This is a genomic window from Pirellulales bacterium, assembly GCA_035546535.1.
Lineage (GTDB): Bacteria > Planctomycetota > Planctomycetia > Pirellulales > JACPPG01 > JACPPG01.
Window position 1 is genome coordinate 1 of the sequence record DASZWQ010000096.1, and the last position, 23,320, is coordinate 23,320.

Annotated in this window: 15 protein-coding genes; 5 read left to right on the forward strand and 10 right to left on the reverse strand. The window is 63.3% G+C overall.

Translation table 11 applies throughout. From position 1 onward, the window contains the following. A partial coding sequence (locus VHD36_12175; GenBank protein ID HVU88066.1) for a class I tRNA ligase family protein occupies nt 1-897 on the reverse strand: 897 nt, incomplete at its 3' end. 740 nt (nt 898-1,637) lie between these two features. On the opposite strand from VHD36_12175, the gene VHD36_12180 reads away from it, so the two are divergent. Then, on the forward strand, nt 1,638-3,296 hold the full coding sequence (locus tag VHD36_12180; protein HVU88067.1) for a trypsin-like peptidase domain-containing protein: 1,659 nt from the start codon (nt 1,638-1,640) through the stop codon (nt 3,294-3,296). Between the two features lie 220 nt (nt 3,297-3,516). Here the strand turns inward: VHD36_12180 and VHD36_12185 are convergent, their stop codons facing one another. Continuing rightward, nucleotides 3,517-5,619, reverse strand: coding sequence for a hypothetical protein (locus VHD36_12185; protein HVU88068.1), 2,103 nt, complete (start codon nt 5,617-5,619; stop codon nt 3,517-3,519). 503 nt (nt 5,620-6,122) lie between these two features. Here VHD36_12185 and VHD36_12190 point away from each other — a divergent pair. Continuing rightward, nucleotides 6,123-9,959, forward strand: coding sequence for a HEAT repeat domain-containing protein (locus VHD36_12190; protein ID HVU88069.1), 3,837 nt, complete (start codon nt 6,123-6,125; stop codon nt 9,957-9,959). 27 nt (nt 9,960-9,986) lie between these two features. On the opposite strand, the gene VHD36_12195 is transcribed toward VHD36_12190, so the two are convergent. Continuing rightward, a complete protein-coding gene (locus VHD36_12195; protein ID HVU88070.1) occupies nt 9,987-10,844 on the reverse strand; it encodes a rhomboid family intramembrane serine protease in 858 nt (285 codons plus the stop codon). Nucleotides 10,845-11,122: 278 nt separating this feature from the next. Between VHD36_12195 and VHD36_12200 the strand changes: the two genes are divergently transcribed. From VHD36_12200 to VHD36_12210, 3 genes are all read left to right on the forward strand, one after another. After that, nucleotides 11,123-11,806, forward strand: coding sequence for a DUF1080 domain-containing protein (locus VHD36_12200; GenBank protein HVU88071.1), 684 nt, complete (start codon nt 11,123-11,125; stop codon nt 11,804-11,806). A 210-nt stretch (nt 11,807-12,016) separates the two neighbouring features. Then, complete coding sequence (locus VHD36_12205) at nt 12,017-13,102, forward strand: hypothetical protein (GenBank protein ID HVU88072.1); 1,086 nt, start codon at nt 12,017-12,019, stop codon at nt 13,100-13,102. 11 nt (nt 13,103-13,113) lie between these two features. Further along, a complete protein-coding gene (locus tag VHD36_12210) occupies nt 13,114-14,331 on the forward strand; it encodes an Ig-like domain-containing protein (protein HVU88073.1) in 1,218 nt (405 codons plus the stop codon). Here VHD36_12210 and VHD36_12215 read toward each other — a convergent pair. The 7 genes from VHD36_12215 to VHD36_12245 all read right to left on the reverse strand — a co-directional run. Further along, nucleotides 14,312-15,142 carry a hypothetical protein gene (locus tag VHD36_12215; protein HVU88074.1) on the reverse strand — a complete coding sequence of 277 codons (831 nt, stop codon included), beginning with the start codon at nt 15,140-15,142 and terminating at the stop codon, nt 14,312-14,314. The two genes, VHD36_12210 and VHD36_12215, sit on opposite strands and share 20 nt — an antisense overlap. A 46-nt stretch (nt 15,143-15,188) precedes the next feature. Continuing rightward, nucleotides 15,189-16,268 (reverse strand): chemotaxis-specific protein-glutamate methyltransferase CheB, encoded by a 1,080-nt coding sequence (gene cheB / locus VHD36_12220; GenBank protein ID HVU88075.1) that lies wholly within the window; start codon nt 16,266-16,268, stop codon nt 15,189-15,191. A gap of 74 nt (nt 16,269-16,342) precedes the next feature. Beyond that, a complete protein-coding gene (locus VHD36_12225; protein HVU88076.1) occupies nt 16,343-19,237 on the reverse strand; it encodes a hybrid sensor histidine kinase/response regulator in 2,895 nt (964 codons plus the stop codon). Continuing rightward, the gene (locus VHD36_12230; GenBank protein HVU88077.1) at nt 19,234-19,941 is read right to left on the reverse strand and encodes a chemotaxis protein CheW; all 708 of its coding nucleotides are present in this window, start codon (nt 19,939-19,941) and stop codon (nt 19,234-19,236) included. The genes VHD36_12225 and VHD36_12230 overlap by 4 nt, the downstream gene beginning before the upstream one ends. Continuing rightward, nucleotides 19,938-21,221: a CheR family methyltransferase gene (locus tag VHD36_12235; GenBank protein ID HVU88078.1), complete on the reverse strand. Its 1,284-nt coding sequence runs from the start codon at nt 21,219-21,221 to the stop codon at nt 19,938-19,940. The genes VHD36_12230 and VHD36_12235 overlap by 4 nt, the downstream gene beginning before the upstream one ends. Further along, nucleotides 21,218-21,670: a chemotaxis protein CheW gene (locus VHD36_12240; GenBank protein HVU88079.1), complete on the reverse strand. Its 453-nt coding sequence runs from the start codon at nt 21,668-21,670 to the stop codon at nt 21,218-21,220. Before VHD36_12240 ends, VHD36_12235 begins: the two co-directional genes overlap by 4 nt. A 14-nt stretch (nt 21,671-21,684) precedes the next feature. Further along, on the reverse strand, nt 21,685-23,320 hold a 1,636-nt coding region (locus VHD36_12245; GenBank protein HVU88080.1), incomplete at its 5' end, for a methyl-accepting chemotaxis protein.

A 23,320-nucleotide genomic window follows, 5' to 3' on the forward strand; every position in this document is an offset into this window, starting at 1 on the left:
CAAGGTGTGAAAGTATGTGATGTCCTTGCCGATAAAATGATGCACTTCGGTGGCGTCGCTGCGCCACCACGACTCGAACTTTTCACCATGCTTGTCGCACCACTCGCGGCTGGCCGCGATGTAGCCGATCGGCGCGTCGAACCACACGTACCAGTAATTGCCCGGCGAGTCGGGTATCTCGAAGCCGAAATACGGCGCCGGCCGCGACACATCCCAATCACGCAACGGTTCAGACAAAAAGGCCGCGGCCAGCCACTTCGCCACATCCGGATGGAGGTGATTGCCCGACTGCGTCCAATCGGTGAGGAACGGTCGCTTTTGTTCGGTATTGATGAACAAGTGATCGGCCGAGCGCAGCTCGGGCGTCGCCCCTGACAGCGTGCTCACAGGGTTGATGAGCTCAGTCGGCGAATATGTAGAGCCGCATTTATCGCAGCTATCGCCGTATTGATCGGGCGACTTGCACTTCGGACAGGTACCTTTGACGAACCGGTCGGCTAGAAACGTGCCGGCCTTCGGATCGTAAAGCTGCGAGACGGGGCGCTCGCTGACCAGGCCCGCCGCGCGGAGCGATTTCCAGAACGTCGCGCACAGTTCGCGGTTGGCCGGACTGTGCGTGCTGCCGTAGTGGTCGAAGGCGACCTCGAAGCCGGCAAAGTCGCGCTGGTGGGCTGCTTGCATGTCGGCGATTACGGCCTCTTCGCTGCGCCCTTCCTGCCGGGCCCGGATCATGATCGCCGTGCCATGCGTGTCGTCGGCACAGATATAGACGACGCGCGCCCCGCGCAACCGCTGGAACCGCACCCAGATATCGGTCTGGATGTACTCGACCAGATGGCCCAAGTGAATGTGGCCATTGGCGTAAGGCAAAGCACTGGTAACAAGGATGCGGCGCATGAATAGTAGTCAGTAGTCGGTGATCAGTAGTCAGAAAAAAAATAGGTACGGTCGTCCGCTGTTACAGCTCAAATGCAATCGCACACGTCTGTCACGCCGCGTAGCGTGCTTGCACTGCCTACTGGCTACTGACTACTGGCTACTGCTCGAGTGTGCGGCATTGTATACTAACGGGCGTCCCTCTCGCGAAGGGCGACCGTGCGGCGGTTTAGGCCGTATTTTTTTGGAACACTCCTGCGGTTTTTCGACTTCTGCTTACCGTCAACCGGCCCGTGGTACGGAAGCTGCACAGAGCCCGGCCGCGTTCGTGGCCGGGGGGCGACGTCGCGCGTAACAAGGAGATGCCGGACGGTTTTCTGCCGCAGGGTGCGCTGTTTTTCGCGCAATTCGGCCGAACCCGCAATCGGTTGACCTTGTAAGATTTTCCAAACGCGGGCAAGATGTCGCCGCTTTGTCACGTACGCAAGTGACCGCCGGAAGCGTTTACCCGACGTCGTACCAGGCACGTCAACCGCGCGCTTGGCTGCCAGTAAGGACACTGGTCACGACGAAACGTTCGAAGGCGGTGTGACGGCGACAAGGAGGTTGCCCTCGCTGGTGTGCAGCGATCCATCACGGGATCGCCCGCCTGTGGACCCATCTCCCGGTTGCTTTTGGCGCAGTTGGCTCGCTTTGCATCGCCGACCCCGCATGTCGACGCTGCGCGCGTGCCCCGAACCGCACGATCCAAGGAGGGATCTATGCATCTGCATGCCGTCGTGGCGTGTCTCGCAATGACGGGGGCTGGGCAGACCGAGTTATTGGATTTCACGGCCAGTTGGTGCGGACCTTGCCGGCAAATGGCGCCGGTCGTCGAGTCTTTGGCCGCACAAGGCAATCCGATTCGTAAAGTCGATTACGACAGCCAGCGCGACCTGGTGGCGCGCTACAACGTGACCGCCATTCCCTGTTTCGTGATGCTCGTCGACGGCCAGGAAGTGGACCGCGCCGTGGGCAACGTCGGCCAGGCGCGCTTGCAGCAGATGCTCAGCCTGGCCCAGCGCGGCTCGACCGCCGGCGCCATCCCTCGCTCACCGGCTCAAGCGCCGGCACGATTGACGAGCGCCGTGCAAGGGCGCCCGCGGACCTTCGCCGAGGACCCGGCCCCCGCACCCGCCGATTTTGCGGTGCGTGGACAATCGCCTGACAACGGCGCGCCAGCACCGTTTGCGCCGCCGGCGGCCATGCCTCCCCATGGACCGCTCCCGGGCGTGCATAGCCCTGATCCCCTGATCACCTCGCAACCCAGCGTGCCGCAGGGACCGCATCGCGACGCTTTGGCCGCGGCCGGCGCATCGCTGGCGATCAATACCAGGGCCGCGCAGCAATGCCTGGCCTCGAGCGTTCGTTTGCGGATCGCGGATGCCGACGGAAACTCTGTCGGCTCCGGCACGATCATCGACGCTCGTGAAGGCGAAGCGCTCGTGCTCACCTGCGGTCACGTCTTTCGCGAATCGAAAGGACAAGGCCGGGTCACGGTCGATATGTTCGGCCCAGGCGCGCCGAAGAACGTCGTCGGACAGGTCATCGGCTACGATCTGAAGCGCGACGTCGGGCTCGTCAGCTTCCGACCCGGCGTACCGGTCACGGTCGCGCGCTTGGCGCCCCCGGGATACTCGGTCAAAACTGGCGATCCGGTTCTCAGCATCGGCTGCGACAATGGTCGCGAGCCAAGCGTTCGCAACAGCCACGTCACAAGCACCGACAAGTTCCTGCCGCCCCCCAATATTCAAGTCGCGGGGCAGCCGGTCGAAGGACGCAGCGGCGGTGGCTTGTTCACGGCGGCCGGTCTGCTCGTGGGCGTGTGCAACGCGGCCGACCCGACCGACAACGAAGGGCTGTACGCGGGGCTCGGCTCGATTCATGGCGAGATCGCCCGCAAAGGCCTGACCGAGATGATGGCTGCACCCGTCGCCGCTCAGCCGAACCGTCCTGAGCCGACCGCTATGGCCCAGAGCATGCCGGTTACGAACATGAACAGCGCGGTGCCGCGCGTCGTGCCGACCAGCTCGGACGATCCGCGTGGCCCCATCGGTGGCCCAGCGATGGGCGCTCCTCTGACACCCGCCGAGCAATCGGTGCTGGAAAAGGTGCGCGGCACGTCGGGCGACGCCGAGGTGATCTGCATCATCAAGCCGCTCAAGGATCCGCACGCGATGAGCGAGATCGTGGTCGTCGATCGGGCCTCGCAGGACTTGTTGCGCCAGTTGGCCGCCGAGCGGCGTACCCAGACGGCAAAGCGCATCGCACCCCCGGGGACGCAGACGTCCGCGGCGCCGCAGCCGGTGCCGGCGCGGGCAGACCTGACCGGCGCGGCTCACAGCTGGCAGCCTAACACGGGCGTACAGCGATTCCGCTAACGGCCCCGTCAAAGAACCGCGCCGCAACCGCGGCGCGATCATGCAAATAAAGCGGGCCGTCCTCCACCGCACCCGGGCGGTGAAGAACGGCCCTTCTATTTGTTCATCGCTGCGTTTCCAAGCAGCGGCTTCGCAGTCGGCGGTCTCTCGACCGTTTCTCATTTTGCCGGCGGGCTTGCCCGCCTCTGCTGCTTTCGTCGCGCCGCATCAACCGCTCGCGCTAATCCGCATAAATCCGCGTGGTCTCTTCTTCCAGCACCGGATCGGGGGCGTCTTCGCTGCGGAAGTAGGCTTTGAAGCGAACCTGCCCCGCCTTTTTGCAGCGGACGTGGACGTCGTAGTTGGTGCTCTGGCCCGGTTCGAGCACGGCAACCGGCGGGAACACGAGCTGCTGCCCTTTGATCAGGGCCGTGGCCGGTCCGCTGGTTTCCAGGATTTCCATCTCGCGAGGCACCTCGGCCGCGAACTGCACGCGGCGAGCCGGCGTCGAACCCATGTTCGACAGCCGGACGCGATAGATCGTCTCGCCATCGATTTCCACGGGATCATCGTCCTCGCTGACGTCGATCGCCACGTGCGGAGCACCTTTGACGCGCGTGGTCGTTTCCGCTTCGCCCACCACGCCGCAGTCGGCTTTCGCGGCGGCGTTCAACCGGTGGTCGCCGGCCTCGGTCGCGATCAACTGCACGCCCACGGTGGCCGTTTCGTTGGCTTCCAAGCGCCCGACGAACCAGGCAACTTGCCGGATGTTGCGATCGTAATTTCCGCCCGAGCTGGCCTCGACGAAGCGGAAGCCGTCCGGCACCTTTTCCATCAGTTGCACATTATCGATCGGCGCCGGACCCGGGTTCTGCACGGTAATCGTGTAAGCCGCGCGACGATCAACGAATCGCAATTTCGGTCCTTCCATCGCGACGGACAGAGCGGGCTGCGTAATGCGCACCGAGCAGGAGGCCTTGTCCATCGGACGCTTGTCGATCGAAGCCTGGCCGTGCAGCGTGCAATCGCCCGGCCGCTCGCCCGACATCATGACTTGCACGTGGCGCGATTCGCCAGGCGAGAGCGTGCCGATGGAATAGTGCGCTTGCGACCCGTTGGCGATCTCCAGCCCGTCGGCCGGCGCCACGTCGATACTCACACCCACCGCTGCGCCGGTTCCCTTGTTCGTAACGCGAAACTGGTAAGGCGTCGGCTGGCCGACGATCGACTCGCGCGGGCCTTCGATAGCGAGTGCCAGTTGCGGCTCGACAATCTGAATCGTGGCGGCGACGTGTCGTGTGAAAGTCACCGCGGCCTGCGGCGTGACATCACCTTGTTCGCGCGGCGTGAACGTGATTTGGGCGCGCTGCGAGCTGCCCGGCGGCATGTCGCCGAATTCCCAGGTCAACCGCCGCCCGTTGGCCGCGGCCTTCGGTTCGGCCATGCCGAATTCGACGCCCGCCGGCAATTGCACGTCGACGACGACGAACCTCGCGATGGCATCGCTCACGTTGCGCACCGTAAGCTGACAAGTGGCTTCTTGATCGACCGACACGGCGCTGGGCGTGATCCACTGCAACGTCACACCGCCGCGCTGTTCGCCTTCTGCGACGGGCATGTCGGCAGTTTCGGGCAGCGGGCGTGGCTCGAGGGCCGTCACAGGGCGATCGGCCACTTCCGGCTCGGCCGGCGTGGGTTCATTCGTCGGTGGAGTAGCAAGCTGCTCCACTGGCGATTCCGGTTCTGGTTCCGGCGCCGCCTCGGGCGCCGCGGTGGTTTCGGACAACGGTTCGTTGTGCGAGACCGGAATGATGGCGTCTGTCGACGGCGCCGCTTCTTCGCTTGCCGGCTGCACTGCTTGGAGTGGTTCGGGTTCGGAGACCGGCTGAACTGCCACCGACTCTTCGCGCCCCGGATATTGAAGTCGTTGCGCATAACGATCCGGCCTGGCGGCGCGCGTGCGCTGTCGGTCGCCGAACCTGGTCTTCATTTCCGGCTGTTGCGGAGGCGTCTCGGCATCGCTGCGTTCATCGTTGCCGGCAAGTTGCGGGTTCACCCTCCGCGGCCGCATGGGTTCCAGCACAGGCGCGCTTGCCATGCGGTCCGAAGGTCGAGTCTCGGCCCGCGGAGCAGATGCCATTTTCGTTTCGGCGCCCTTGGTTGCGGACGTGGTCACGGTCGCCGGCTCGGCAGAGTCGACAAACGGATTGCGAATGGCCGGAGCGGCGGGTGTCCCCGAATACCGCCCGTCATCGGCCGAGCGGGCGCCGCGCACGAACATCGACTGCCAGCAGCCGATCGCAAGCAAGAGAAAAGCAATCGGAAAAATGCGTCGCTTGGTCACGTTTGTCTCCCGCTTGATACGTCGTAGCCCAAAGGCCACGGAACAAGACTCGCTACCCCATTCGCAGGCGGCGCCGTTGGCCGGGCAGCCCGAGGTCGCCGTGAATATCGACGTAGCGGCCCCCGCGGGTTGAGGGAAATTGGCAAACTTTGCCGATCAGCGCGAGTTTCCGGCCAGCAGGTGGCCGTCGGATGCTAGCTGCTGGCGGGTCGGTTGTTTTCGCGCTTCGCAGTCCACGCCGCCAACCGACGTTGATCCAAATTCACAATTCCTGGTAACCTACCGCCGCAAATCCCGAAGTTGCCGCGCGAAAAGGAGTTCGTCGCCGCGGCACAAGCGGGTTCGGGACGCGCCCCGAAGAAGCACCTCAGCGTGATTACGCGATCTGGAAGTCACGCGGTGCTGATCGGTTGGAAGTGTACACGGTGCAGTTCATCGCGCGGTCGGCCGTAGGAAAAAGCGGCCGGCGCGCGACAATCTTTCCTCGTCATGGATGACTTGCCATGCCTTCGCCTGCCCAAGCGGTCGCGAAATTCGCATTCCTCACGCTCGTCGTGTGCGGGCTGATTGGCGCTCGACACGAGCTGCGCGCCCAGAACACTTTGAAAATCAAAGTCGACGCCGGCGAGCCGCAATGGATCTGGTCGGCGAAGAACGCCAAGGATCAAATCCCCAACGAGCGCTGCTACTTCCGCAAGTCGTTCACGATGGGCGACGTCGAGCAGGGAAAAGTACAAATCACTTGCGATGATCGCTTCGACCTGTACGTCAATGGACGGCTCGTTGGCTCAGGCACCGAATGGCAAAAGCTGAAGAGCTTCGATATTCAGCGATTCCTCGTGTCCGGTCCAAACACGATCGCCGTCGCCGCCGAGAACACCACGCCGGGTAGCGCCGGCCTCGTGGCGCGGATCACGGTGCGACAAAAAGGAAGCACCGACGTTTCGCATTCGACCGACGCCACATGGCGAACCAGCGATCACGAAACCGTGGGCTGGGAAAAGCCCGGCTTCGATGACGCCGCCTGGCCGCTCCCGCAAGTATTGGGTGAGTTCGGTCACGCGGCCCCGTGGGGGAACAAAGTCACGGCATCCGACGGCGCGCAAATCGCGCGTTTCACCATCGCGCCCGAGTTCCGCGTCGAGCGCGTCTTGAAGGCCGACGATACGGGCTCGTTGATCGCCATGTCGTTCAACGAGTTCGGCGAAATGCTCGCCTCGCGCGAAGGCGGCCCGCTATTGATCATTACCGACAACGATCAGGACGGCGTGCCCGATACGGTGAACACCTATTGCGATCAGATCAAGACCGTTCAGGGCATCCTGCCGCTCAATGGCAACGTGTTTGCCGTGGGCGAAGGACCCGAGGGGATCGGCCTGTATCGTCTGACCGATGAGAATCAGGATCGCCAGGCCGATACCGTCAAGCTGCTTCTGAAGTTCAAGGGCGAAATGCACGAGCACGGCCCGCACGCCGTGGTACTAGGGCCCGACGGCTTGATCTATTTGATGATCGGCAATCACACAGCCTGCACTTCGCCCGAGGAAGGTGGCGGCCCGCACCATCACTGGTACGAAGGCGACCTGGTGCAACCCCGCTACGAGGATGCCGGCGGACACGCCGTGGGCATCAAGGCGCCGGGCGGCGTCGTGCTGCGAACCGATACCGAGGGAAGCTTCGTGCAGACGTTCGCCGGCGGCTTCCGCAATGCTTATGACCTGGCCTTCAATCGGCAGGGCGATCTGTTCACCTTCGATTCGGATATGGAGTGGGACGAAGGCTTGCCCTGGTACCGACCCACGCGCATCAACCACATTACCGCGGGGGGAGAATTCGGCTGGCGCAGCGGCTGGGCCAACTGGCCCGAGTACTTCTACGACGGTCTGCCGGCGACGTTGAACGTCGGACGCGGCTCGCCGACGGGCATGGTCGTCTACAACCACTACACGATGCCGGCGCGGTATCACAACGCGCTCTTTGCCTGCGATTGGTCGCAGGGACGAATTCTGGCGATCAGGATGACGCCCGGGCGCGGCAGCTACGAGGCGAAGAGCGAAGTCTTCCTCGAAGGTCGCCCGCTGAACGTCACCGACATCGAGGTCGGTCCGGACGGCTGGCTCTATTTCTGCACCGGCGGCCGCGGCACCGACGGCGGCGTCTACCGCGTCGTCTGGACAGGTAAGATTCCGCCGCGTCCGGCAACGCCGGGCGCCGTCGAAGCCATCTACCAGCCGCAGTTCGATAGCGCTTGGGGCCGACAACGGGTCGCCACCATCCAACAGAAGCTCGGCTCGAAGTGGGATCGCGAGCTGATCGGTATCGCCGAGAACGTCAAGAACAAGCCGGAGGATCGCGCGCGAGCGCTTGACCTGATGCAGTTGCTCGGGCCGTTCCCGACGGGTGAATTGCTCGTGAAGCTGTCGCGCGATCGCAGCCCAGAGATTCGCGCCAAGGTCGCTTTCTTGATGGGTTTGCATGCCGATGAAAAAACTGGGCCAGCGCTTGCTGGTTTGCTGAGCGATCCTGATCCGACGGTGCAGCGCACCGCGTGCGAAGCAATCGTGCGCAGCCACGGCGATGCGCCAACAGACAAATTGTTGAAGTTGGCCGCCAGCCCACATCGCTATGTGGCCACCGCGGCGAGCCGCGCGTTGCAACAGGCACCGCGGGATACATGGCAGGACGAAGTGCTGAACACGAAGGAACTACGTGTGTTCCTGGTGGGTGGGGCAGCGCTGGCCGCGCTCGACTCGGACCCGAATCTCGCTCGGGTGATCGTGATCCGCTGTGGGGAATGGATGAAGGGGTACGTGAGCGATCCCGACTTCATCGATTTGCTGCGGCTGATGCAAATTGCCATGCACCGCGGTCAACTCAAGGTCGACGACGTTCCGGAAGTCGCCAGGCAATTGGAACGCGAGTATCCCTCGCGCGATTACACGATCAATCGGGAGCTGTTGCGGCTGCTGGTCCATTTGCAGCAATCCGCGATCATTCCGCGGTTGCTGGAAGAACTGGAATCGAACGCCCCCATGCCGGAGAAGATCCAGGCCGCGACACACGCCCGCTTCCTGGAGTCGGGCTGGACCACGGACCAGAAAATGGCGCTTTTGGAGTTCTACGAAAAGAGCCGCGATCTGCCCGGCGGCCACAGCTATGGGTTGTATCTGGACAACTTCGGCCGTGACTTCTTTACTAAATTCAGCGAGGAAGAACGGATGCTCGTGCTCGCCCGCGGCGAGCATGCTCCGACCGCGGCGCTAACGACACTCAGCCTGATGCCGGAGAATCTGAGCAGCGAACAGCTCGAACAATTGATTCAGCTCGACGCCCGCTTGCAACCGCTGGAGCAACCGGCCGCGCAGAAGCTGCGCCTCGGTATCGTGGCCGTGCTGGCGCGCAGTGCGACGCCACGGGCCATGGCCTATCTGCGCGAACGTTTCGAAGCCGAGCCCAATCGCCGCCAGGACCTGGCCATTGGCCTGGCCCAACATCCAGACGGTGAGAACTGGCCGTACCTTCTGCGCGCCTTGCCGGTTGTCGAAGGCGGCTTGGCCCGCGAGGTTCTTGCGCAATTGACGAAGGTGGACCGCAAGCCCGAGCAGCCCGAGCCGATTCGCCAGGTGATCCTGTGCGGCCTCCGCCTGGGTGAGAACGGATCGGCGCAGGCGTCGGAACTATTGACCAAATGGACCGGCCAGCAGGCCGGCGGTGGCGGTTCGTGGGAAGCGACCATGGGCGCCTGGCAGGAATGGTTTCAGAATCAATATCCTGATCAGCCGGCCGCCACACTTCCGAAGGAAACGGCCGAAAACCGATGGACCGTGGACGAGATCGTTACTTTCCTCGCCAGCGCCGAAGGCCAAGCAGGCGATCGCGAGCGCGGCCTGGCCGTGTTCGACAAGGCGCAATGCGTCAAATGCCATCGCTTCGGGAATCGAGGCGACGGCATCGGCCCTGACCTGTCGACCGTCAGTCAGCGCTTCCAGCGGCGCGAAATCGTCGAATCCGTGATCCATCCTTCGCACGTGATCTCGGATCAATACGCCTCGAAGACGGTGCAGACCGAACGCGGCATGCAGTTTACCGGCATCGTGGGCGAGGCCGGCGTCGGGGCCGTGGTCGTGCTGCAATCGAACGGCGAGAAAGTGACCGTTCCCAAGAACGAGATCGATCAGATCTTCCCCAGCCAGAAATCGGCCATGCCTGAGGGCTTGTTCAACACGCTGACCTTGGAAGAGATCGCCGACCTGTTTGCGTATTTGTCAGCGGCGCCAGGTAAACCGAACGCCGTGGCCGAAGGGGTCGGCAAGCCGGGCATCAAGGTGCGGCAGCGGTAAGTCGCAAAATCGCGCTTCGTAGAATTCTTACGAGCGGCGGCGCTGATAGCGGCGGCTGGCGTCTTCCAGCATCTGCCGCTCGCTGGCCGATAGGCTGTCGATCCCCTCGCGCGAGACCTTGTCGAGGATCGCATCGACGCGATCGTCCAATCGTTCGCTCCCCTCGGGCCTTGGGTCGTGTACGCGCAGGCGCGGCCGCGGTCGCCAGCCTCGAAAACCGCCACTCGGCAGCAACTGCCCCAGATTGATGTGCAAGTAATAGTAGAGAGCGGCGAAGGCCGCACCAGCGAGGTGCGTTTCATAAGCCACGCGAGGACCGGCGCCACGGTGTTGCGGTCCGACAAAGCCCATGAAGTCCGAGCCGACATACAGGATTCCCAGCGCCCAGGCCGGCACCGGAAAAACTCCCCAGATGTAAATCATCCGCCGCGGGAAGTGCAGGATGTAGAGAACCATGATGCCCATCACCGCGCCCGAGGCACCCATCATGGCCGCGGCATGACGATCCCAAATCGTTTGCGAAACGACCCACGCCAACGAGGACAGGACAACGAGCGACAGGTAAATGCGCAGAAACTCCATCCGACCGTAGATCGCTTCGACATCGCGCCCGAAGAAAAACAGCACGAGCATGTTCACCAGAATGTGCCACATGTCGTACGAGTGAATGAACCCGGCGGTGAGCAATTGCCAGGCGTTCCACGGGTGCCGGAACAAATCGGGCCGCAGCGACAGATTCTCGCGCAGCGAGCCGTCGGTGAATAAATCCAGAATGTAAACCGCGACGTTGATCAGAATCAGGTTCGTGACCATCGTCCGGGCGCCACCCCCCAGAACGAAGCCCGGACGCTGTTCCTGGTAATACTCGCGATCGTAAATTCCCATGAGGGTCTCTTCCGCGCGCCGGCCGCTCGGCCGCCAGCGACAATTAATTCGCGCTTGGCGGGGACACGATTGCTCGCCCGCGCCGCGACGCATATCCGTCAAATTCTAGCCTAGAGGTGGCCGACTGGGCATGGGTACCCCGCGGCGGGTGCCGCTGAAGTGGCGGGCGCTTGCTTGTGAGCGGCTGGCGGCGATGGGATAATTGGCACGATTTGCCGCCTCGGCGTGCCTCTGGACTCCTCGCTTTCCGTTACTTCCGATAGATGGGAATAGATCTTATGCCGCAGCGACGTCTCGCCCGGTTTGCCAGTTTTGCTATCGCCATGTTCTTCGCGAGCGAGATGCTGGCCGCGGAACCAGACTGGCAACCTTTGGTGCAGGGCAATTCGCTCGACGGCTGGGTGCAGCGCGGCGGCAAGGCGAAATATCGCGCCGAAAACGGAGAAGTCGTTGGCACGAGCGTCCCGAACACCAGCAATTCCTTTCTTTGTACCGCGCGCGATTACGGCGATTTCGAGCTGGAACTGGAATTCAAGGTCGATCCCACGCTCAATTCCGGCATCCAAATCCGCAGCCAATGCTTCGACGAACCGACGGAAGTCAAAACCGCGGAAAAGACCATCAAGATTCCCGCCGGCCGGGTACACGGCTACCAGGTCGAGATCGATCCCTCGGACCGCGCGTGGAGTGCCGGCATCTACGACGAGGGGCGGCGCGGCTGGCTGAACGATTTGAAAGACAACCAGCCGGCCCGCCAGGCTTTTCGCCAAAACGACTGGAACAAAGTGCGGGTCGTGTGTCGCGGCGATTCGATTCGCACCTGGCTCAACGACGTACCCGCGGCCGACTTGAAAGACAACATGACCCCCAAAGGGTTTATCGCGCTGCAGGTGCACGGGGTAGGCAGTCGTGGCGAGCCGCTGGAAGTGCGCTGGCGCAATATCCGCATCCGCGAGCTGTAGGATTTGTAACGCCCACGGGCAATCCGCCGCTGAATGCGCTCGATTGTGGACGGCGCCATGCCGGAGAGCTACACTCAGCGCTTACTGTCTGTCTTGGACACGAATGCCAAGAGCCGAAAATCCGTCCGCAGAACTTCTGCTCACTAGCGATTCGATTCTTCGAGAGCGTGCTGGTTCGGGAACGCTCGTAAACCACGAGGAGCAATTGTCATGGCGAAACATTTTCACGTTCTCACCGTCGGCCTGCTCGCACTCGGAATATGCGCCCCGGCCTCGGCAGCCAGCCTGACCTCGGGCATGAAGAAGGGAACGCCGGCACTGAAATCGGCGGGCCCAGCCACTTTTGCACCGGAAGGAATCCTTCTCGTCGGCGACACGCAGGGAGCAAAGATCTTCGCCATCGCCACGGGAGATACCTCGAGTGGCACACCCGCCCAGCCGGTCGTGCTCGATCGCGTCGATGAAAAAGTTGCGGCACTGCTCGGCGCGGCAACGGCCGACATCTTGATCAACGACATGGCCGTCAATCCCGAGACGGGAAGCACGTTTCTCACCGTCTCGCGCGGCCGCGGCCCCGAGGCCAAGCCCGTGATCCTGCGCGTAGATTCGGCGGGCAAGCTGACCGAATTTCCGCTCACGGATGTGATGTTTTCCTCGGCCGAGATTCCCAACGCGCCGCAACAAGACAAGCAGCGCCAGGATGTCACCACCGACCTGCAGTTCACGAACGGCCAGGTGCTGGTGGCCGGATTGTCGAACGAAGAATTCGCGTCGCAACTGCGCGTGATTCCCTTCCCGTTCGCCGCGGTCGATAAGGGTACGAGCATCGAAATCTATCACGGCTCGCACGGCAAGTTCGAAACCAAGGCGCCGGTCCGCACGTTCGCCGTCTTCGATATCGCCGGCCAACCGAACGTGCTGGCCGCTTACACCTGCACCCCGCTCGTCAAGTTTCCCGTGGCCGACTTGAAGCCCGGATCGAAGGTCAAGGGAACGACGGTCGCCGAGCTGGGCAACCATAATCGCCCGCTCGATATGGTCGTGTACAACAAGGACGGCAAGGATTGGATCCTGATGTCGAATAGCGCCCGCGGTCTGATCAAGGTCGACCTGGCCTCGGTCGACAAGTCGGAGGGCATCACGGAGCGCATTCCCGACACGGCCGGCTTGCCGTACACGACGATCGAGGAATACAAGAAAGTCGATCAACTCGATCGCCTCGACAAGAACCATGCCATGTTGCTGGTGCGCAACGACGGCGGATCGTTGGCGCTAAAGGCCATCGACTTGCCGTAGCTCTGCCCCCCATGCAAGCGTTACAAGGCATTCGTTCCACCACGCTGATGCTGGTGGTGCTGGTCGTCATGGTGGGCTGCGACACGCAAAAGCCGTCGCAGTCCGCCGTGACGAATATCGGTAGCGTGGATGATCGCCACGGCGCACTGCGCGTGCAGCTCGTTGAATCCGACGATGGCGAGACAGCGAGTTTCGACTTGATCGGACTCCCGGCGAGCGAGCTGCAGGCCTTCGCCGCGCTCGATGAAGCGCAGCGCGGCGCCACGCTGCAAGTTTTCGTGGGCAAGGCCCCGACCGATGACTTGCCGGCGATCGCGGGCACGGCAACCGTCGTCGGCAATGCGTTACGGTTCAGCCCGCGCTATCCGTTCCGTAGCGGATTGCATTATTGCGTCCGCATCGACCGCGCGGCGCTCGGCAATGCTGGGGATGCCGGTGCGACGCCGGGCATCGTGTCATTTTCTCTGGCGCGTCCTGAGGGGCCCGCGACGCAAATCGCGCACGTCTACCCGACGGCGGATCGTCTGCCCGAAAACCATCTGAAGTTCTATGTGCATTTCTCGGCACCGATGAGTCGTGGCGAGGCCTACGAGCGCGTACACCTGCTCGACGCTGACGGGCATGAGCTTCCGGCCGTCTTTCTTGAGCTGGGTGAAGAGCTGTGGGATCCCGCCATGCAGCGCTTCACGCTCTTGTTCGACCCGGGGCGCGTGAAACGCGGCCTGGTGCCGCGCGAAGAGCTGGGCTCCGTGCTCACGGCGGGTCGCGACTACACATTGGTTATCGATGCCGACTGGCACGATGCGCAAGGCCAGCCCCTCGCCGCCGGTTTGCGGAAGCCGTTTCATGTAGAGGAAGTCGATCAGACGCCGATCGATATTAGCACCTGGAAGCTTGTCCCCCCGCCGGCTGCTTCGCGAGATCCGCTCGCGGTCACTTTTCCCGAACCGCTCGACCATTCCCTTTTGCAGCGATTGCTGCACGTGACGACAGCCGCAGGCGAGGCGGTAGCAGGAACCGTCGAAATCAGTCTGGCGGAAACGCGCTGGCAGTTCACGCCCGAGCAGCCGTGGCCGGCCGGCGATTATGAACTGGTCGTGGAAACCACCCTCGAAGATCTGGCCGGCAACGCCGTCGGCCGCGCGTTCGACGTCGATCTGTTCGGCCCGGTCACCGAGCGCATCGAGACCGAAACGGTGTCGCGGCCGATTACGATTGCCGCGCCGTAAACTTGCTCTCCACCAGCGTTCGGCGGAGCAGCGGCCGCCCCTCCAGCGCCTGGTTGAGCAGCAATCCGGTGATGGTTGCATACACCAGCAAGCACGCGCCGAACGTCGCCAGTTGCACGGACACCGGCGCCTGCGCCCGGAAGCGGCTGACGAGAAAGCCCGCCAGCGGCAGGATTTGCAGCGCGTGCAAAGCCACGGCATGCGCCGGCCGCAGGTCGCCGTGTTGCGTGTTCCAGTTCAAGACCGGCAGCCCAGGTCCGCCGTCGGGGCCACCGACGGAATGGGCGTCTCGGGCCACCATCAATAATCCGATGCCGGCGGCCAGAATCACGCCCGCGATTCCCGTCCGTATTCCCCACAAATAGGGCGCAGGCAACATAATGTGGCGACGGAAAAACAGAACAAGTAGCAATACGTCGAGCCCCGTGCTGAACAGGATCATCGATCCCATGATCCCGAAGACCGCGCTATTGAAGGCCGAGGTATTGTTGAAATGCGACGGCGTTCCGCGCAACGACTGCCCGGCGATGCACACGATCTCGGTAATCATCGTCACGACGGTTCCCCAGCGGATCAGCCCCTTGGCCCAGGCCGGGCCCGATAGATACGGCAGGAACCAGGCCAGCGTCCACACGTAGATCGCGATCGACGCAGCAAACTTGGCCGGCTTGATCCATGGGTTCAGGCCCAGGATCGTGCGCTGGTCCAGCGGCATCGCCAGGAGCATGAGCGCGAGTAGCGCCACCTGAAACCAGCCCAATCGCGACAGGACGCGATCACGTCGGTCGATCTCACGCAGAATCGAAAGCATGGCCGCACCCGCAGCAAGCGAACCTGGTTCCTTCGACGCATCCGCTTCATCGCGCGGCGCGAGGCCGCTTCAACGACAGAATGTGCCCAACAATTTCTGGTCCGATTTTCGAGAGTGACAAACTCTGCGCTACGGCGCACAAGTCGACGGCCGCTTTTGGCATGCCGTAGACCACCGACGTCTCGCGATCCTGGGCCAGCGTCAGCCAGCCCGCGCGCTGCAGGGCGAGCATGCCGCGACCGCCATCGCTTCCCATGCCGGTCAAAATGCCGCCGACTCCCGGCGTCGTCCAGTGCCGCGCTGCGCTCTCGCAGAAGACATCGACGGAAGGCCGGTAAGGATTTCCCAAGGGCTCCGCGGAATACTGAAATCGTCGATTCGCGCGCAACAGGAGATGATCATTCGTGGCGGCAAGCGCCACCGCGCCCGCGCGCGGCTCCTCGCCCGCCCGGGCAACAGCGACGGGTAACCGGGTGCGGGTGGATAGCCAGTGTGCCAGCCCCGAAGCAAAATCGGCAGCGATGTGTTGCACGATGACGACCGCCGCGGGAAAGTCGGCGGGAAACGTCGAAAGCACCTGCGCCGCGGCCTCGGGGCCACCAGTCGACGCGCCCAGGATGACTAGCGGCGGCAGCTCACCGACCGCCGCTGGCGGCGACACGGCCGTTACATGTGCCGCGGAAATATCCGCACGCGGGCCGCTCATGTCGGCGCCAGCACGCGAAGCGCTTATTTGCGTGCTCCGCGCCAGCTTCGCGATCCGCGCAAGCATCGGCTCGGCATCTTGCACGACGCCTCCCGGCCCGAAGGTGGGGGTGTTCACCGCGTCCAGCCCGCCATGACCCATGGCCGCATACACCTGGTTCAAGTTGCCCGTCACGCTCGAAGTTACGAGCAGAATCGGGCAGGGCGTGGCGGCCATGATGCGGCGCGTGGCCTCGACCCCATCCATGACCGGCATCACCAGGTCCATCAAGATGATGTCGGGCAAGTCGGCCGCGGCCCGGGCTACGGCCTCTTCGCCGTTTTCGGCAGTCCAGGCGATCGTGTAGGCCGGCACCGAGAGCACGGCGCGGCGCAACACCTCACGTGCCAATGCCAAGTCATTAACGATCGCGATGCGCATATCGACTCGAAGAAATGACCGCGGCTTGCTCCCCGCCGCGTGCCGCTGATTTCATCTTATCAGGCGGCGTTTGTCTACGCCGACTCGCCGATACAATCCCGCACGGCCTGCAAGAACGTGTCGTCGTGAAAGCTGCTTTTCGTCAGGTAGTAATTGGCCCCCACGTCCAGGCCGCGCAGGCGGTCCTCGGCCCGTTCCTTGTACGAAACGATGATCACGGGCAGTCCCGCCAGCGACGCTTCGCCGCGAATCAGCTTGACCAGCTCCAGGCCATTCATGCGCGGCATATCGACATCCGAGATCACCAGGTCGAACCGTTCGGCGCGCACCATGTTCCAGCCTTCTTGCCCATCGACGGCGACGGTCACATCGTAACCGCGGCTGCGCAAGATCTGCCGTTCGACTTCCCGGACGGTGATCGAATCGTCGACGACCAGCACTTTCTTCTTCGGGCCGGTCGAGGTGTCGGCGCGCGATTGACGCTGGAGCGAGCCACCTTGAATGTGGCGGTCCAGCGAGCGTATGAGGTCCTCAACATCGGCGATCAGCACGGGCGAGCCGTCGTCCAGAATCGCCGCCGCACTCGTGTTCGGCACTTTTCCAAGCCGCGGATCGAGCGGCCGTACGACCAGGTCCTGCTCGCCGCGAAAATCATCCACGATCAGGCCATACTGTCCTGTCGAATCGCTGACCAAGAGAACCAGGAATTCCTGCTTTTCCAGCGGCTGCCTCGTCAGGCCCAATGCCTGTGATGCCAGGAGCACGCCGACGTTCTGGCCATCGACCATGATAAATTGCCGATTCTCGAGCGAACGCAGCGAAGCCGACGGAACTTGCAGCAGGCGATCAATGCGATTGTGCGGAAAGGCGTACGGCTCGCCGTCGATTTCGACGATCACGGCCCGCAACACCGAGAGCGTGATCGGCAACTGCAGATGGAACGTCGCGCCTTGGCCCGGTCGTGTCGTGATTCGCACCGAACCGCCGATGCGCCGCACCGATTGCTGTACGACGTCCAAGCCCACGCCGCGGCCTGAATATTCCGTGACTTTCTCGGCCGTGGAGAAACCGGGCAGGAAAAGGAATTCCAGCACCTCGGCCGGCGTCATCGCCTGGCTCAGCTCGGCGGTCGTCAGGCCGCGCTCGACGATTTTCTGGCGGATACGATCGACGTCCAGGCCGCGACCGTCGTCGGCGATCGTGATGGCCAGCATGCCGGCCCGATGCCGCACCTCAAGCTTCACAAGACCGGTCGGTGACTTGCCGGCCGCTTCGCGCACATCAGGCATCTCGATGCCGTGGTCGACGGCGTTGCGCAAAAGATGCGTCAGCGGTGCTTCCAGCTTTTCCAGCACGTCGCGATCGACGTCCGCTTCCAGCCCGTCGATCTCCAAGCGGACTTGCTTGCCGAGCTGTCGGGCCATGTCGCGCACCAGGCGTGGAAAACCGTGCGCGCCGTCGCCAAAAGGCCGCATGCGGCTGACGATCACTTCGTGATACAGCCGGCTGTTGAGATCCTCGGCCTGGGCCGCATGATCGTCGAAAGCGGACAACCGCTCGGCCAGTACGTGCCGGCAAGTGGCCGCGCCTTGCCGAGCCTGATTCACCAGGCCAATCGTGTCTTCGTCGGCACCGCGCGCCGGCAGTGCGTGCGACAGGTTATCGAGCAGCAGGGCCACGTCGTCCTGATGCTTCTTGAGTTTTAGGAGAGCCGTCGAGAAGGGCTGCAGCCACCGCGCTTGCACCAACGATTCACCGGCCAGCCCCATCAGACGGTTAAGGCTTTGCGCGCTCACGCGCACGACGGCACTGGCCGCTTCGGCGGGTGCCACCGCCGCAACGGGCGCCGGCCCGGTATCGTCAACAGTTTCGATAGCGGCGGCTTCGCTAACGGCAGGTTGCGGTGTTCCCGTGACATCCTTTTCGACGACCGTCCGTAGTGTGGCGGGCGCGAGCGTCGCCACCGGCTCGTTCGCGGGAACTGTTGCTGGCGAAGCCGGCGCGGCCTCCAATTGTTGAACGACTGTCGCCACCTCAGCCGCGTGGCGCTCGGTCCATTCAGGTGCCGCGTCCTCGTCGAGCGAGGCCAGCTCGGCGAAGAGTCGCAGCGCCGCGGCAATGGGCACCAAATGCTCGGCGCCGAGCGAGCCGCCTCCTGACCGCGCCTGCGCGAGTAGCGATTCCAGGCTGCCCGAGAGCGCCACTGCCAGATCAATGCCCGTCAACCGCGCTGCCCCACGAATGGCGTGGGCGGCATCGACCAGGGGTTCCAACGCCGCGGCCTCGAGATTCTGCGTCAAATACGCAGCCAGCCCTTGCTGGACAGCGAGCGCGTGGCTGCGCACTTCCTCGCGAAAGACGTCAAACATCGTCGGCTCGTCCGGCGTACGGACCGGCTCGCCGGGAATCGCGACCGAGGAAATCACCGTGGCCGCCGCACTGCGATCGAAGGATGCAATCGCGCCTGTGGGGACAGCCGCCGCTGGAGCAGTGGCAGGGACGACAGCCGGCGTTGGCGCTTGGACCGCCGTCGCGGCAGGCGCCGGCGCCACGACCTGTGGCCGCGCTCCGCGCGCGACCTGGCCGAGATATTCGCCTAGCGTGGCAATCTCGTCCGCATGCGTTTGCTGCCAGGCGCCGGTCGTCGCTTCGGTGGCGGTGGCCAGCTCGGCCAGCAAATCGGTGCCGCGCAACAACTGATCGATATCGGCGGCGGTGATCGTGATATTGCCATCTTGAGCCGCCACGAAAACGTCTTCCATGACGTGTGCCAGCTTCACGGCCAGGTCGATGCCGACGATGCGCGAGGCCCCCTTAATCGAGTGCGCCGCGCGCATGAGTGGTTCGATGCGGCGCGGATTGGCCGCATCGGTTTCCAACTCGAGCAACCCCTGGCTAAGCGCCACGGTATGCGCGCGGGCTTCTTCCTGGAACAGCTCAAACAGCGAGAACTCACCGCCCTGGCTCATGTAATCACTCTCGTGCGGAGCGCTTGCCGCAATCGATCCGTGTTCAGGAAGCCGATCGTCCGATCGTTTTGCACAAAGAGTCCGCTCGACATCCGGCCGCCGAAGCGAGCGACCGTCGCGGGCACGGTCGACAGGTCGCTGGCGTGAAACCGATGGACTTGATCGACCTCGTCCACCGGAAACACCCAGCGTTCGCCATCAAATTGAACAACCAGAAGCCGCGCCGAAGTCGCCTGCGTTGCGGTGACCGCTGTTGAACCTTCCTTGCTCGTGGGCTTCGTTTCCGCGCCCGTGATGGCCAGCAACTGGCCCAGCCGGGCACAAAGCTCCAATTCGCCGCGAATATTCACCAGTCCGGCCAGCAATCCTCCGCGGTGCGGGATGCGGTGGATAGGCCGCGGCGCATGGACTTCGACCAGCACCTGGACGGGCAGGGCCAGCCATTCGTCGCCGATGCGGAACACAAGCGCACTATGCGCGTCGGGCACGACCGCCTCGGCCGGAGCGGCCAGCCGTGCCTTTACCTCGGCCAGGTAACCCGGCGGCGGCGGCGCGGCCAACAAGCGCTCGCTGGCGGTGGAAAACACCGGACAGTTATGGCAATGAACGAATCGCGCCAGCTCCGGACAGCTGCGATCGCCGCACACGCCGATGCGATTCCAGCAGTCATCGATGGTCGCCAACCGCAGGTTGTCGGTGCTCATGCGTCACCTCGCAGACCGACGCGCTCGAGGCGTCCTCGCAGCAGGTTCGCCTGATCGTGCGCCCCTTGCTGCTGGCACAGCAGCATCAAGTGCAAAAGCGAGTCGCCATGCTGTGGATCGAGATAGAGCGCCTTTTCGAAGCACTGTCTCGCCGCGGCAAGGTTTTGCCGCGCCTGCTCGACGATGCCCAACAGGGTGAACACTTCCGCCGAAGGGCCTGCAGAAGTGAGCTGCGCCTGGCAGGCGGCCCAGGCCTCGTCGAGCCGGCCCGCATCAGCGTGGAGGCGGCCAGCAGACAGCGGGTCGTCCGCCGCTGGGTGCGTTTTGCTCGCGATCGGTCTGGCGGCCGCAATGGACTTGGGGCGACCCGACCTTCCGCGGGACGCCGCTGCGGGAGCGGACGACGGATCTGGCGAACCGGTCGTCGCCCCGCCGCCACGTTTACCCGGGATGAGCGATTGGACGGGGTCCGCGGCCTCGGGCCGGGTCTGCCGCGCAAATAAGAAGCAATGATCGGGGCCGGTCTGGCAAAAACGCTCGTCGAGCGCGCTCAACGGCTCGGCATGGCCCGTGGCGATCCATCCGTCGGGCGCGAGCAACCGCACCAGCGAGTCGATCAGTTGCCGGCGCGCCGCGTCGTGCAAGTAGATCAGCAAGTTGCGGCAGAAGATCAAATCGTAAGGCGCTTCGCCGGGAAGCGGATGAGGATCAACCAGGTTGGCATGGCGGAACTGAACCATCTCACGAATCGAGTCATCGATCTGCCAGCCGCGGCCCTCGGCCGGTTTAAAGTATTTCGCGCGCAACGTCGGATCGAATTGACGAAACGCGAGCTCGCTATAGCGCCCCGCCCGGGCGCGCCCCAGATGCCGCGGGTTGATGTCACAGGCGTCGATCTGCCACCGCTTGCGCGGCACGTCCAGTTCGGCCAGTGCGATGGCCAAGGAATAGGGTTCTTCGCCGGTGCTGCACGGCGCGCTGAGCACGCGAAACGGCCGAGTCGGCGGGCGGTTCGCCGCGACTTTCTGGATATGCGAAGCGAGGTAGGAAAAGAGGGTGCCACCGCGATTGAACCACGTTTCCGGCACGATAAGCTCGTGTACCAGGGCTTCGAGTTCTTGCCGCGAGCTTTGCACGTGAGCCGCATACGCGGCTGCGTCGGCGATGCCCAGCGCGCGTTGCCGCGCGGCCACGACCGTCGGCAGCACCGTGGGGCCCAGCGAACTGGCATCCAGCCCGACGCGCTTGCGCAGCAGTTCGGTAACGGTGTCCAGGCTCATGCGGCGAATACTCCGGCCAATTGTTCGCGCATGGAGGGCGATAGCAGACGCTCGAGATCCACGAGCCGGATGATCTTGCCACCATCGAGGACCGGCTTGCCCCATTCCGCGCGTTCAGCCGCATTCTCTGCAACGCTTGCCGTCTCTGGCAGGTCGCGGATTCCCGAAACCTGCGCGGCAAGCAATCCCAGCCAACGGTGCGAGGAATCGGCCTCGGGCCAGGGGACCAGGATGATGCGGCTGCTCAATTGCTCGGGACAAGCCCCGGCCCCCAGCAGACAATGAACGTCCACGACGGGCACCACCGTCTGCGCATAAACGAACACTCCTGCCAGCCACGATGGCGCGCCCGCCACTTTTTCCAGCGGCACGCGCGGCACGACGAGGCTGACGCGGCGAACGTCGAGCGCCAGCCGGCTGTCATCGATCTGGAAGGAGAGAGCGAGCATCGACCATTTCACGGTCAGGTTTTGAACTGTGCGATTTCTTCGTTGAGCGTCTTGACGCTTTCTCGCAAATGCGCGGTGGCGGTGTTGAACTCGTCGAGCGAGGCCACCGTCTGCTTCGTGCCGCTGGCCACGGTCAGCATGGCCTCGTTGATCTGCTCGGCGCCGATCGACTGGTTGTGAACACCTTCGTTCACCAACTGGAACCGATCGCTGACGGTGCCTACTTCCTCGATGATCTGACCGATTTGCACGTTGATCTCGCCGACGCGTTCGACGCCGTGGCGGACCTCTTCACTGAATTTGTCCATTTGCATGACCCCGGCCGACACGGCGTCGTGCATGTGACGAACCATGTTCTCGATATCGAGCGTGGCCACCGCGGTCTGATCGGCCAAACGGCGAATCTCGCGCGCCACGACCAGAAAGCCGCGGCCGTATTCGCCCGCCTTTTCGGCCTCGATCGCGGCGTTGATCGAGAGCAAATTCGTCTGGTCGGCCACCTTGGTGATCGTGGTCACGACGACGTTGATATTATCCGCCTTCTCGCGAATCAGGGCCAGCTTCGTGGAGATCGAGGCCGTGGATTCCATCAACTGGCTCATGGTCGATTCCATATCGCCCAGCCGTGACCGGCCGGCGCCAGCCAGGGTGGCGGCCTGATGCGCGCGGCCGCTGACTTCGCTCATCGTGCCGGCCAGCTCCTTGCCGGTGGCCGAAATCTGGCGGACTGCCGCCGCGATTTCCGTCGTCGAGCTGCTCAGGTCCTGCACGGTATTTTCCTGTTGCTTGGCGGTCGCCGCAATTTCCGAAGCGGTCGAGAGGAGGTGCAAGCTCGACTCGCGGACCTTCACGACCACGGCCTGAATCTTGCCGATCATGCCGTTGATGCCGGTGGCCAGTTGCCCCAGTTCATCGTCGGAATCGACATGAACCCGCGCCGTAAGATCGCTGGCCCCACTGGCCATTTCATTGACGCGAGTCACGAGCGCCGCCGTCGAGCGAACGATGCTGCGCGCCACGACCCAACCCAAAAAGGCTACGAGCACTACCGACGCGGTGCTGACGATGATCATGGTGATCAACCAGAAGCGAACCTTGGCCTCGGCGTCACTCTGTTCGAGGTGCGTCATGTCATGGCCAACTTTGACCGTCCGCTCGATCGCGGCCTGGTGCGCTTCGAACAGGGGCTGCAACTCTGAGGCGAAGATCTCTCGTGCTTGCTCGTGATCGCCTTGCTCGGCGACGTGAAGAAATTTCTCGTCGGCCGTCTTCAGCAGTTGATCCGCCGTGGGGAATATCCCCTCGCGCATAGCGTTCTTCGTCGGCCCTTCAAAAAGCGTCTCGAGCCAATAGGCTTTGCGATTGTTGTAATGCGCTTCGAGCTGTTTGTATTCGCCGATCTGCTTTTTGATCTCGGCAGCGTCGTTGGTCATGGTAATCGCAAACAACGCGGCGTACGGCTCAACGATGAACAGCGAGGCAGGCTCGATTTCGGCCAGCGCCGTCTTGCGCAGCATGATCCTGTTGTAGCGCGCGCTGTTGATGCCAAAGTTGGCAAAGAGAAACAGCGACACGGCGAGCACAGCCGCCAGGCTCAGCGCGCTAAAGAGCACGATGCCGTTGAGCTTCTTTTTGATAGTCGTTGAGCGA